The sequence below is a fragment of the Photobacterium japonica genome, assembly GCF_050337005.1.
GTDB lineage: Bacteria > Pseudomonadota > Gammaproteobacteria > Enterobacterales > Vibrionaceae > Photobacterium > Photobacterium japonica.
Window position 1 is genome coordinate 1 of the sequence record NZ_JAKJSN010000091.1, and the last position, 12,751, is coordinate 12,751.

Below are 12,751 nucleotides of genomic sequence, written 5' to 3' on the forward strand. Positions count from 1 at the left end.
GGTTTAAAGCACCGGTCTTGAAAACCGGCGTGGGTTTATAGCCCACCTAGGGTTCAAATCCCTATCTCTCCGCCACATTCTAGAAATCGGGTTTACCGGGTTTCATACAGAATTGGAGCGGTAGTTCAGTTGGTTAGAATACCGGCCTGTCACGCCGGGGGTCGCGGGTTCGAGTCCCGTCCGCTCCGCCAACACAACGAAGCCTCAGCAGAAATGCTGGGGCTTTTTTGTATGTGTTGCATTTAGGTTCGCCCTGCGTCAATGCGGGGATAGCCTCACTAAACGATGAAATCGACAGGGCTTTTCGTACCAGCCCGTCGGCTACCTATCACATGGATTTCCCATATCAATTGGATGGCGCTTGTCATTGAACAGAATGAAACGCCGTACCCAATGTAAGTAACTTTTTTCTGTTCTCATACTGTACTGACGGGTGCGAAGTTCTGTTTTGACTTGTTACATAAATGGCGATCCCGTCATGGTTGGTATCCTTTATGTTAGCTGTATGTATATGCAGTTAACATATTCTATCCCTAAATATACCAAATTGATTTGCTATTAACGAGACCCCTTAGGCTCACTTTGTCCAGCGGTGATGTAGTTATGACTATGATTTACAATGGTTTTCGTTGATGGGCTGTGTGTATATGAGGCCTGGTTAAATCCGCGTTCTTACTTTGTGCATAGAAAAATAAGACTATCACGGCGATATGCACCAATGTTAAAGTGTTGACTTTAAAGGCTTGATTTGGATGTACAAACGGCGAAATGGCGTGTTTTAGCCGTGGTTTAAACGCGAATTCAGGCTAATACACTGTTAGCACACAAACATCAATTTCAAATATTAGGAGGAAATTTGTCCCTTTATAAATATATGTCATTTTATAATCTTCAGTTCTTATTGGAAGGAACTATTCGATTTACACAACCTAAAGCATTTAATGATCCTTTTGAATTGTTACCAGAATTACTCCTTGAAAAAACAATGGGGGATCTTTCTTTAGATGTTTTATCTGAGCCAAGAATTCCGTGTCCAGCAAGGCTGCCAGATGATTTTCAATCTCAATTTTGTAATGATATTAGCTCTAGAGAACTATTAGCGGTTCTTAGTGATTTAATCGGTATTTTATGTTTGTCTAAAACGGCTAATTCTTTACTAATGTGGTCACATTATTCTGATGAGTATAAAGGTGCTGTTGTCGAATTTGATGAGGAGCATGAATTTTTTACAGGTTTGATACCAATACAATATGAAGAAAATAGGCCTAAATTGAATTATGAGTTATTGGCGGATGAGAAGAAGCATTTAAGAGTCTCCGAGTTATGCTTCAAATCTAAAGAATGGCAATACGAAAATGAACATCGACTTGTTCGTAGTTTAGCTGATTGCAAAAAAGGAGGGGCATTTAATGGTTTTGATATTTATACTATGGACGTTCCGCGAGAGTGTATTAAATCGATTACGTTAGGTGAACGTATGTCTATTGATAATCAACGATACGTTGTTGGAAAAATACACGATACAAACATTAGTTTGTCATTGGCCGCTATTTCAAATTGGGGCTATGGGTTTAGGTCTGAATTAATAAAATTTGATAAGCCATTTTCAGATATGTCACCTGTAATATCACCAAGAACAGCTAATATTTTTAAAGACTTAAAAGGTGAACATGGTGAAATTTCCAGGTGGATGTTAAAAAATCATCCAATGTCTAACTTAGTAAATAAAACGCTATAGCAAGCGTGCTAACAAAGCAATCAACACGATGCTATTACACTCGGCATTCGCGGTTTGGAGTATAATTGGTTTTGTAAGTCATTCTTTCGCACGTGTTATTGCGGCGTTGCTAGAGGCTAGCGGTTAACTAGCCTAAGTTCGCTCTTACATCCGAAATGGTAATAAAAAGTTTGTTTTCTGCCTCTTTAAACGCTTGAAATCCATAGCGCTCATAGAAGTATTTTGCGCCGTCTTTGGCGTCAACAATAACTACAGGGAATGCGACACTATCGCTGGCTGCCAGTAGTTTTCGGAGAGCATCGATAAGTAACCACTCGCCAAATCCTTTTCCTTTGTAGCGCTCATCTACAGCTAAGCGGGCAATCAAACCACCAGAGGTAGATGATTGGTGTTTTTTCTGCAGTTGGTCGGGTAATGCTTTTAAATCAATTGGTGTCATTGTTAGCGTGTAAAAGCCAATGATATGCGAGCTATCGTTATCATCTTCTAGAACGAAAGTTCGCGTGTTGTCTTTCTTTGCTTGTTGGCTCGCCATTACTTTCAGATAGTTATTGAGAGGTTCAATGCCACAGTTGAATCGGTTTCTATCATGTTTTGCTTTTTCTAGAAGTACCGTATTCATTATTGAGTTTTGCTCTCGTAACGTCCAGAAGCCGCTTTCAATTTTGAGTTTATTGTCGCAGGACGGTCTAAAGCGTCCATCAGTAACATGGCATCAGCTTGGCTAAGTTTTAGTGCTTGCTCACGTTCAATGACTTGTTTTGCTTTTTCGATAGCAGCGCTTAGAACAAATGAGTTGATACTAGACATACCAGCAATTGCAGCTGCTTTTGTCAGTAGGTATTGTGTCTCTACATCAACCCTAGCCGTGATGCGAGGTAAAGTAGTCGCCATAATGTGATCTCCTCTGTGTCAAAATGTCACATGCGTATTATGGTCTTAAAATGAGCAATAAGCAATTGTTGTGTCACTTTGGCACACAAACTAACAATAAAGATTAAGGTATTGCGTAGCCAACACTAAATCCCGGGTGCTGAACAAGCCCGACGCCTCTTTATAGAGTAAATTGTACGATTTGGTTGAATAACCAATGAATAACCAAAAAATAACCAAGACACCCACACTTTTGTAATTTCCTGCCCTGCGGTCTAGGCTTCCTTTATCATGGATGATCAGGGAGTCAGCCAACATGCCAAGGGCTAGGAAAACGCAAGTCAGCTTGACCGATACACAGTATTACCACTGTGTATCGCGTTGTGTGAGAAGAACCTTTTTATGCGGTAAAGATCCGCTAACGGGGCAGTGTTTCGAACACCGACGAGCATGGGTGGAGCAACGGCTGCTGTTTCTTGCCAACGTATTTGCGATTGATATCTGTGCTTACGCGGTGATGAGTAATCATACTCATGTGGTATTGCATGTGGATACTGAACAAGCTAAAACGTGGTCACAGGAAGAGGTGATCACCCGCTGGCATCGGGTGTGTAAGGGTAACTTTCTGTCTAACACCTGGCTGGATGAAAACCTGCGCAACCAAATGGATAGCGCACAGCGACAGGCGGTCGAGCGTATCGCAGAAGACTGGCGGAAACGGCTACATGATATCAGTTGGTTTATGCGTTTACTTAATGAACCCATTGCGCGCCAAGCCAATAAAGAAGACGGCTGTACCGGACGTTTTTGGGAAGGGCGCTTTAAATCTCAAGCCTTGTTAGATGAAGCGGCGCTTGTCGCTTGTATGGCTTACGTTGATCTTAACCCCGTTCGGGCGGGCATCGCGACAGCGCCAGAATCCTCAGCCCATACCAGTATTAAAAAGCGCGCCAATGCTGCCAAATCAAGCTACCAGCCGAAGACCTTACTCCCTTTTGTGGGAAATCCCCGAGCCAATATGCCCAAAGGCTTACCTTTTGCGTTTACTGACTATTTATTACTTGTCGATGAAACAGGGCGTACCATTCGAGATGGAAAACACGGCTACATATCAAAAAGCGCATTGAATGTAATTTCCCGTCTTGGCCTGAGTGAAGAAAATTGGTTGGAATTAGCCTGCCATTTAGAGCAAAACTTCTCTGGTGCCATCGGTAAAGAACACATGTTGCGTGAGTACCATCACCATATTGGCCAGCAACGAACTCAAGGGGTAAGCGCCAGTCGACGACTGTTAAGAGTGGCTTGATAAATCACATTGTGACAGCTTCATTTCGACTCGCCATTTGGCTGGGTTTTGTCGTGCAAGAAATTGACGTAAATTGCCATGTAATAGCACTGAGTTCAAAAATATGGATGCAGGTGGTTGATGTAACGGGGAAAGGCTGAGAAAAATAATGTCTGAAGAAAGGCTGCTGTTAACGGTTTTTATCATGGGTGTCATCGTAAAAGAGCCCTGTTGACATTAGGTAGGCGATGCTATTTTGATACGTAAAAGGATTTCATATGTTCGGTTTTATCTTGATTGCTTTATTTGGTCTGTATGTTTCAATCACGAGTATTATTGAACAGAATGTCATGTTTATATTGCTAGGGCTTTTTCTTTCTGCAGATATATTCATTGGCATTTATTACTTAGTAAAAAAGAAAAGCTTCTTTTACAGGTTCAATAAAACAAAGTAACTATTTAATTAAGTCACACACAACGGGAAAACATTTGAGTTAGGGCTGTAGGCGTAGAAGCCCGCATTTTTGTGCTTTGCGCTGTTCGATTTATCTCTCAGAGACAAAATACATCAAAGTTGGTGTGTTACCCTTTAGGGGAAGCCATTAAGGATTGAAAATGCCTAAAATAAGACTATCAGGTCCCGCATTAGTAGATAGCGGGAAGAATAATGAAGATGGAACCATCGTACTGGTAACAGATAGCGACGTGTTAACGTCGCTCAATGGGCTTGTCTATGACGATGAAATGTTCTCTGACTATCTGGCGGATAGCGAAGCCTTTGCTGAAATAGCAGATATCGTATCAGGTGGAATATTACGATTTCAATACGACCCGTCTTCAGAATCGCTGGTCGGCGATATTGATTACGAGGTCGCGAGGGGGCTATCTGATGAAGAAAGTGCAATGCTCGTCGAATATACGGTTGATCAACTCGTGGAGGGCATTGGTTCTAGTTTCTCTCAAGAAAGGCTGTTAAACGGATTGGTTGCCCCGTTTATGCACGATGAAGAACTCGTCGTCATTCAAAGCCACTAACAAGGCCATAAACGACGTAGTGATGCGAAACGGTGTTTTCGATTTGTTCCCTTGATGACCACGACTTACCTGATAACGTATCATGGTAGGGAGCGCACTTATCACCATGATCTTAAAAAGGCAGCATAAAATGACGGTATATCAAAAAATGGCAATGGGACTGGGGTCTGGTTTGCTTGTCGGTTCAGTTTCTACTGTGTTACCGAGTGTGCAGTTTTGGTGTTTTGTCGCGGGCTTAAGCTTATTGAATTACGTTATTGTGACGAAGAAAAAATAACGCAATCAATGTATTGTTTGTGGTGCCGCTGCTCCTATGCGGTTGTGGTATCTCAAAAGTATGGCGGTGTATGGCGTATTTCACGGTGTGTGGCGTGGGTATCCTCTTGCCCAAGTGCGCTTGAGAGAATGTCGGCAAGCCTATGTTCACATTGCGGAGCACGATAAGCGTAAACGTAAAAAGCGCGACTATTGTGATGTGTGTTCCGACCCCATGTCAGCGTGCGATGTGACCGAGTGTGTACCAAGCAAATCTTGCGATATGCCTGATTTACCCTGTGACTGTTCGTTATAGGCTTACGGTCGTCGATGGTTGTACCTTCTTACCCATGGTTGCACTTGAAGATACCCACAGCGAGTACAATGGCAGATGTTAGTCGCTTGGCGGTGACGCCTTCATATACAGAGTGCAAGCGTTGCAAGAACCTGAGATCACCCCCTGAGTTTTGCGTAGAAGCCGCTGTTAGGCGGTGGAACCCGTTGTTCTTGTATGCCGAGCGTGGATACTGGGTGCTTGCTGAATGTCATGAATGACGATGTGTGATTAACAGGAGTGATGGAATGAAAGGTGCTGGCGGTACATCCGGTGGGATTGGCCACTTTTTTATTGGCTTAATCATGATGTGTGGCGGTTTTTACCTGCTGTTCAATGCCATTACCGTGTCATCAAGTTTTGGACTGGGGTCGCGGTTGTACGGTGTTTCTGCCTTTGGATCGAGCATCGGTATTACTGGCGGGATGGTGATGATCCCATTTATGTTCGGCATTGGTTTTGTGTTTTTTAACAGTAAAAGCATTATGGGGTGGCTGCTGTCTATTGGCTCAATGACTGCGCTTATTTTCGGTGTGATCTCTTCTATTCGCTTCAGTTTTAAAACGATGACCGCCTTTGAGCTTATCGTTATTCTGGTTTTGGCTATCGGTGGATTAGGGGTATTTTTGCGCTCACTGAAAACGATTGATAAACAATACAGTTGAGTGTAATGGATGAGATTGTCCATGTATTTATTGTGATAATGCTACACATTAAATGAGAAAGACAAATGGGAATGGGGTTGCTCTATTTAGGTGTTATATATGCCGCAAAATTCGGCGCTGTTGGCCTTTGTTTGGGGCTGTTGGCTGCTTATGTATTGAAGCAATATTCAGGAAAAAAAAGTGGCCATCAAGTCTGCATCATTGCATTGGGTATATTGCTATCGGTATCCGTGGGGTTTGTGTACGGGGTGAGTGCGGCGAGCCGTGCATTTGGGATAACGTGATGGGTTCTCAGTCTCGACATGCCTGACGTTGGCTGGGTGAGGTATCTTGCAGTGGAGAGAATAAACAGGCTCGTATCGCTCGCAAAAGTGTCAATAAGTCACTGCGACCCCGCATACAGGGAGTGTATCTTGATCGCTCTTCGTTATATCAATCTGTAGTGGGAGTGTGACGTTGGTGCGTGATGGCGGACGAAGGCCGTCACGGACGCTGTCACTCTTGGAGAAGTCAATTTATGTTAAAAAGATTTGCGTCCGAAGCATTAGGATTAAGTGACATTGGAAAAATCATCTCACCCAGCGATTTTGATAAGGTCGATGCCGATGATTACATTTTTCATGAAGACAATGAGAAAATTTATTTTCTGATCAAGTCTAAAAAAGATGAATATTGCTTTACCAATCGTGCACTGCTGCATGTCGATGGTGAGTCCGCTATCAGCTCGAAACGCACGTTAAAGCGCTATGAATATTCACTCAACCGTGTGAAAAATGTGCTGCTGGAAACGGCGGGCACGGTTGATCTCGACGTGGAGATCAAATTTGTCATCGGGGGCTGTGACTTCTCGATTGATGTGGATAAGCAACAGCTTGAGCAGTTGAAAGACCTTTATAAAGCCCTGTTTGAAATTTCACGCGCACAGACACTGAATGCGGACAAGTTGGAAGATGCCATCAAGTCATTAACCATCGCGTCCTCTTCCATTGGTCGCTTGTCGACCGGAGGCACCGCGTCAGATGAGTTCGAGCAGATCACTCAGTTTGCCTTCCAATATATGGGCGTGGCGAAAGAAAACTTCGTTCGTGAAGATTTCTCTGAGATGTTTGATAAATACATCAATAATTAGTGTTAACCCGTCTAATACAAGGAGAGTGACATGGCTAAATATCAATTTTTCTGCAAGCCCGAATCAAACCGACGCGAATTCACGTATTTGGATATGGAAAGCAATACGTTTACTCAGGAAAAAGCCCAATTACTAGAGTTGGGCTTTGAGGTAGAAGATGATGTGTTTTATGCGGACTCGCTGGAAGAGGCCGTAGACAAGTTTAAATCAAACATGTTATCGCCGGCCGGAGACTATGCCAATTCCACCCCAGCAGGTGGCGTTGCGACTTTCTTATTTGAGTCTTACAAATCGTTGTTTGGCAAAAAGAAATAACCCACATATGACGCCAATTGAAATTGGTCAAGCGTATGATCAAATCACTGAACAGTGGAATGATGATGCTTTTGACCGCCGTAATGGCATTGCCCAGCATGAAAAAGCCATCAGGTTCGCGAAACAACGCGGTCTGGCATTGGACATTGGGTGTGGCCCGACCGGACGCATCATGGATGTTCTTTTAGAGGCTGGCTTTGCGCCTACCGGATTGGATGTTTCTACCGAGATGTTGGCCTTGGCGCAACGGCGTCATCCTCAATTGCTCTTTGTACAGGCGGACATCTGTGAATATACACTGATGGAGAAGTACGATTTTATCACTGCGTGGGACAGTATTTGGCACATTCCACTTAGCCAACAAGCCGCGGTGATGGGGAAAATTGTTGCCAGTCTCAATGTTGGTGGGATTTTCATCTTTTCTTTTGGGGGGACCGATGAAGCAGGGGAGCATACTGATAATTACATGGGGCCAGAGGTGTATTACTCCTCACTTGGTACGCAGGGCTTTCTCCGGGTATTGATGGACTTGGGGTGTTTGATTCGTCATGTAGAATTTGACCAGCACCCTGAGTTACACACCTATATGATCGTTGAAAAAGCGTAAACTGTCAGGCTGATTTTTGATGATGGCAGGGGGGCGGATTCAGCCCTTATCGAGAAGATGCGGGGTGCATTACAGCGGTATTTGGGGTATAAGCATGGCATATCAACGCGTGTGTTGAGTCGCAGGCACTAACGAACAGAGAGTAAGCGTATATGGCGGTTTTAGAGATTTTGACCATTCCCGATCCAAGACTGAAAATCAAAGCGGAAGCTGTGACGGACATTGATGCCGTTCAGACTCTGATTGATGACATGTTGGAGACCTTGTACACCACAGGCAATGGTGTTGGCTTGGCATCGACGCAAGTCGGCCGCAAAGAGGCGGTGGTGGTTATTGACTTGTCAGATGAACGTGATCAGCCGTTGGTGTTGATCAACCCTGAAGTCGTTAGCGGTGAAGAAAAGGTCGCAGGCCAAGAAGGGTGCCTGTCAGTACCGGACTACTATGCCGATGTGGAGCGTTATTCTTCTGTCGTGGTAACGGCATTGGATCGTCAAGGTCAGCCGCTGACGATTGAAAGCAGTGACTTTCTTGCCATCGTTATGCAGCATGAGATCGACCATTTAGGCGGTAACTTGTTCATTGATTATTTGTCACCCCTGAAGCGACAAATGGCGATGAAGAAAGTGAAGAAGCACCTGAAAACGCAGGGCTGATTAGCGAGTCGGCTAAGCTAAGCTAGCCGATACAAGCAAAAAAAAAGCACAGCCAAAAGGCTGTGCTTTTTTTCGCCGTTATACCCACGCTCATGGGATAAGGCGAAAGCGTGGAGACAGATTAGGCGTTAGCCAGTTTCTTCTCTAGGGCTTCTGCATCAACAGGCTTTGTGATGAACGACAGGAAGACTGCCACTGCCATCATTGCCGCACAGATTGTGTAAGCCAGTGTGTATGTACCCGTTGTATCAACCGCGACAGCAGCAACGACAGGACCGATGAAACCACTCACACCCCAAGCGGTGTATAGCACGCCGTAGTTTGCGCCGTAGTTTTTCAAACCGTAGTAGTCAGCAGTGATAGATGGGAATACAGCAAGTAGCGTACCGTAACCTACACCTGCCAGTGCCGCACCGATCATCAGTGTGAAGTCATTGGTGAACGTTGCGAACAACGCCATGTTGATACCCTGCATGATGAACGCGATCATCAGTGTTTTCACACCACCGATCTTATCAGACAGCATACCCGCAGCCACACGGCCACCAGAGTTGAAGATAGACAGAATAACAACCAAGTAAGCCGCTTGCGTGATGTTCGCTTGCTGAGCCGCGATAGAGGTGATGTTACCGATAACCATCAGACCAGCAGATGATGCCAGCGCAAACATAACCCACAGAGAGTAGAACTGTGGTGTTTTCATCATTGCACGCCAGTTAATATCAACAGGCTTCGTTGATTTACCCGCTGCGCTAGCAGGAACCGCAGGGGTGTAGTCTGCAGGTGGGTTGTTGATTGTACACGCTAGCGGTACAGCGATAAGCAGCACAGCCACACCTAGGATAAGGAAGCTGGTGTTGATGCCGTAAGTGCTGATCAGCATAGACGTTAGTGGTGCCAAGTAAACCGCAGCAAGACCGAAGCCCGCAGCGATCAGGCCATTTACCAAGCCTTTCTTAGACGGGTGGAACCATTTCATGGCAGAGGGCGCAAGACATGCGTAGCCGAAACCGATACCACAACCTGTCATCAGGCCGAAGGTCACGATAAGCAACATTGGAGAAGTCGCAAAGCTTGAGATGATCATACCAAGGCCGACCATCACAGTACCTAGGATAAGGATACGGCGAGGACCCATACGGTCTTGTAGTACACCTGCGATTAGCAGTGATGCTGCAAAGGTGATCACTGCAACGGTATAAGGCATAGATGCGTCAGCATTTGACCAACCAAGGTCAACCACTAGCGCTTGTTTGAATACACTCCATGCGTACAAAATACCCATACACAGGTTGATACAGAAACCTGCCAACAGGATCTGCATAGCTTTATCGATTTTTTTCATGTTGTTCTCTGTCACGACGACGAAAGCAGTCCGGGCGATACCGTACTGCGCCTACTCTAAATTTTTTTGTCTTTATCAACAAAAGTTGTATTGCTGCTAAAGGTGCGCGGATTCTAACAACTATTTTCTAATAGGAAACCGTTTGACACACATCGTTACAATTGCGCTGCGTTGTTCTTGAGTTGTTCATAACATATTTATGTTTTCTTTGTTGATAATTCAGAGTGTTAGTGAATGTGTCAATTGATAGTCGCGCGCGGCGAATGTGTAACGAAGTGTGGCCATTGTGCAAATAATGCACGATGGCCACGCAAGGAGCGGTATTCGCCGGAAATAGGGAGGGCTAATTAGAAAGAATACCGTACAGTTTATCTTTGAGTTGAAGGCGTTCTAGTTTGAGTTGGGTGAAATGGGTGTCATCGGTGGGGACGTTGTTGCCTTCAAGACCGCGTATTTTGTGGTCGAGGTGGTGGTATCGGTCGGACATCTGTTTAAAGTGCTGGTCGCTGTTCTTCAACTCCTTGATCTTGTCGTGCAATTCAGGAAATTCGATAAAGAGTGCGTGATTCTCACCTAACATTGTCAGTACTCCGTCGGTTCGTCTTTAAACATACCGCATAGAACGGTTGCGGATAAGGTTTCCTCGTTGCGTTTTCAACGTGGATAACCGGATAGATGCGCTCCCTTAACGTGTCACCGTGAAGCAGATGGTCAGGCTGTTGTCGGACTCTTGTTGTTATTCTCGTTGCTATCGACGTTTCAATACGCTAACAGATTAATCATAGATCCAGATCGCCAAAACAGAAAAGGCCAAGTCTAAGACTTGGCCTTTTTGTCGGGCATGCATGACCCACGGTGTGTGGGTTGCACACTACTGAATGAAGCTGATGTAGGTCTGCAGAATAATCAGGTTCGCGATATCAATGAAGAACGCACCTACGATGGGCACCACCATAAAGGCTTGTGGAGAAGGGCCGTTACGCGAAACCAGTGAACCCATGTTCATCACGGCTGTTGGCGTCGCCCCCATACCAAAACCACAGTGGCCACCGGCAATAACCGCAGCATCGTAGTTTTTACCCATGATGCGGAACGTCACAAAGTAGGCAAATACCGCCAACACAATGGTCTGTACTGCCAGAATCGCCAACATTGGCAGCGCCAACCCGAGCAATTCCCATAGCTGTAGGCTCATGAGTGCCATTGCTAAGAACAGGGATAGCGAAATGGTACCCAACGCATCCACGGTTTCATGGTTGATTTTATAGACTTTGGTGGACTCACAAATGTTCGTGATGAATACACCAATGAACAGTGAATACACAAAATCAGGGATACGCAGCCAGCTAATACCGAAGCTGTCGATCACTTCTTTGACGTGCGCGGCACCCGCAACACAGATCAGAAGAATGAAGAGGGTTTCAATCGTATTTTTTGACGTAATACGGTCTTCTTCATATTCACTGTATGTGACGAGATCAGGGTGATCGATGTGGTGGTTTTCACAGGCGCCACCGAAGTCTGATTTCAAGTTGAATTTATCGATCAGGCGTTGTGCAACAGGGCCTCCGATAATCCCCCCCATGACCAGGCCGAACGTGGCAGCAGCCATCGACAGTTCCAGTGTCTGTAGACCGTAGTTATCCGCAAAGGTTTGCGACCACGCAGCACCGGTACCGTGTCCACCGGATAAGGTGATGGAACCCACCATTAAGCCCAGCAGTGGATCGAGCCCCAGCAATTTACTCATGCTGACACCCACGGCGTTCTGGATAATGATGAACAGTGTGGCGACACCCAGGAACAAGAAGACGCGAGAACCCCCTTTGGCCAAAAGTTTGAGACTAGCGGCAAGACCAACAGTGGCAAAAAACATCTGCATTAATGTGTCTTTCAAGCTGAGCTGGAAAGTAATGTCGTAACCTTGAGTGTGCATGATCGTAATAACGATAGCGACAATCAGTCCGCCCACAATGGGCTCTGGAATATTGTACTTCCGTAATACCTTAACTTTGCTATTAATGAAGTAGCCAAGAAAAAGCACAATAATCGCAATGAGAAACGAATCAAGTTCGCTTACTTGTATTATAGAGTTCATGATTATGTCTTTTCATTGTTTTTTTAGAAGGCAAGTTTACTCCCTAAAAAGGCGGCTGCCTATATTGCCATTTTTCCATCAATAGTGTAGGCGTTGCATTTCTGTTTTGTTGTTTTTGTTTGTTTTTCTGTGTGCTCTTTTTGAAAGTGAAAATGATTGAGCTGTTGTTGTAATGGGCTTGTTGCGCGCTGTGATTTGATGCGGAGGGCTTGTTAATAAGGGTGAAACTGCCCCTGACAGGGCAAATCAAGTGGATGGTTAACGCAAATCAGCGGGCTATTTGTGTTTTCTGTAAAAGGAATAGTCACTTAGCCGAATATAAGAAAGAATATTGCTTGTAAGTGAGATGTTACGCTTCACTTGCCATCGKTCAAATTTTATTCAGTGAGTGTGCATTTCTCGGATTGTGGTAAAGT

General features: G+C 44.9%; 14 protein-coding genes, 1 tRNA gene and 1 pseudogene. 10 read left to right on the forward strand and 6 right to left on the reverse strand.

Annotated elements, in window-relative coordinates; all coding sequences use genetic code 11:
• The first annotated feature begins 114 nt into the window (after window positions 1–114).
• Window positions 115–191 (forward strand) — tRNA-Asp (locus L4C36_RS22600).
• Between the two features lie 130 nt (window positions 192–321).
• Here L4C36_RS22600 and L4C36_RS22605 read toward each other — a convergent pair.
• Window positions 322–444: pseudogene (locus L4C36_RS22605) on the reverse strand (phage integrase N-terminal SAM-like domain-containing protein); the annotation flags it as partial.
• Between the two features lie 412 nt (window positions 445–856).
• On the opposite strand from L4C36_RS22605, the gene L4C36_RS22610 reads away from it, so the two are divergent.
• Window positions 857–1,738 (forward strand): DUF2971 domain-containing protein, encoded by an 882-nt coding sequence (locus tag L4C36_RS22610; RefSeq protein ID WP_428480032.1) that lies wholly within the window; start codon window positions 857–859, stop codon window positions 1,736–1,738.
• Between the two features lie 127 nt (window positions 1,739–1,865).
• Here L4C36_RS22610 and L4C36_RS22615 read toward each other — a convergent pair whose 3' ends face one another.
• Window positions 1,866–2,363, reverse strand: coding sequence for a GNAT family N-acetyltransferase (locus L4C36_RS22615; protein WP_428480045.1), 498 nt, complete (start codon window positions 2,361–2,363; stop codon window positions 1,866–1,868).
• A complete protein-coding gene (locus L4C36_RS22620; protein WP_428480033.1) occupies window positions 2,360–2,632 on the reverse strand; it encodes a type II toxin-antitoxin system TacA family antitoxin in 273 nt (90 codons plus the stop codon). Before L4C36_RS22620 ends, L4C36_RS22615 begins: the two co-directional genes overlap by 4 nt.
• A gap of 295 nt (window positions 2,633–2,927) precedes the next feature.
• Between L4C36_RS22620 and L4C36_RS22625 the strand changes: the two genes are divergently transcribed.
• From L4C36_RS22625 to def, 8 genes are all read left to right on the forward strand, one after another.
• Window positions 2,928–3,917 (forward strand): transposase, encoded by a 990-nt coding sequence (locus tag L4C36_RS22625; RefSeq protein WP_428480034.1) that lies wholly within the window; start codon window positions 2,928–2,930, stop codon window positions 3,915–3,917.
• Window positions 3,918–4,511: 594 nt separating this feature from the next.
• Complete coding sequence (locus tag L4C36_RS22630) at window positions 4,512–4,931, forward strand: hypothetical protein (protein WP_428480035.1); 420 nt, start codon at window positions 4,512–4,514, stop codon at window positions 4,929–4,931.
• Window positions 4,932–5,061: 130 nt separating this feature from the next.
• Window positions 5,062–5,208: a hypothetical protein gene (locus L4C36_RS22635; protein WP_428480036.1), complete on the forward strand. Its 147-nt coding sequence runs from the start codon at window positions 5,062–5,064 to the stop codon at window positions 5,206–5,208.
• Window positions 5,209–5,768: 560 nt separating this feature from the next.
• Entirely contained in the window at window positions 5,769–6,185 is a 417-nt protein-coding gene (locus tag L4C36_RS22640; protein ID WP_428480037.1) for a hypothetical protein, read from the forward strand.
• Between the two features lie 517 nt (window positions 6,186–6,702).
• Window positions 6,703–7,314: a PH domain-containing protein gene (locus tag L4C36_RS22645; RefSeq protein ID WP_428480038.1), complete on the forward strand. Its 612-nt coding sequence runs from the start codon at window positions 6,703–6,705 to the stop codon at window positions 7,312–7,314.
• 30 nt (window positions 7,315–7,344) lie between these two features.
• A complete protein-coding gene (locus L4C36_RS22650) occupies window positions 7,345–7,629 on the forward strand; it encodes a hypothetical protein (RefSeq protein ID WP_428480039.1) in 285 nt (94 codons plus the stop codon).
• A gap of 7 nt (window positions 7,630–7,636) precedes the next feature.
• The gene (locus L4C36_RS22655) at window positions 7,637–8,236 is read left to right on the forward strand and encodes a class I SAM-dependent methyltransferase (RefSeq protein ID WP_428480040.1); all 600 of its coding nucleotides are present in this window, start codon (window positions 7,637–7,639) and stop codon (window positions 8,234–8,236) included.
• Between the two features lie 152 nt (window positions 8,237–8,388).
• On the forward strand, window positions 8,389–8,892 hold the full coding sequence (gene def, locus L4C36_RS22660) for a peptide deformylase (protein WP_428480041.1): 504 nt from the start codon (window positions 8,389–8,391) through the stop codon (window positions 8,890–8,892).
• Window positions 8,893–9,013: 121 nt separating this feature from the next.
• Here the strand turns inward: def and L4C36_RS22665 are convergent, their stop codons facing one another.
• The 3 genes from L4C36_RS22665 to gltS all read right to left on the reverse strand — a co-directional run bounded on the left by L4C36_RS22665 (window position 9,014) and on the right by gltS (window position 12,335).
• Window positions 9,014–10,237, reverse strand: a complete 1,224-nt coding sequence (locus L4C36_RS22665) for an L-lactate MFS transporter (RefSeq protein WP_428480042.1) — start codon at window positions 10,235–10,237, stop codon at window positions 9,014–9,016.
• 343 nt (window positions 10,238–10,580) lie between these two features.
• On the reverse strand, window positions 10,581–10,817 hold the full coding sequence (locus L4C36_RS22670; RefSeq protein WP_428480043.1) for an HP1242/YdcH family protein: 237 nt from the start codon (window positions 10,815–10,817) through the stop codon (window positions 10,581–10,583).
• 291 nt (window positions 10,818–11,108) lie between these two features.
• Window positions 11,109–12,335: a sodium/glutamate symporter gene (gltS, locus tag L4C36_RS22675; protein ID WP_428480044.1), complete on the reverse strand. Its 1,227-nt coding sequence runs from the start codon at window positions 12,333–12,335 to the stop codon at window positions 11,109–11,111.
• Window positions 12,336–12,751: the final 416 nt, after the last annotated feature.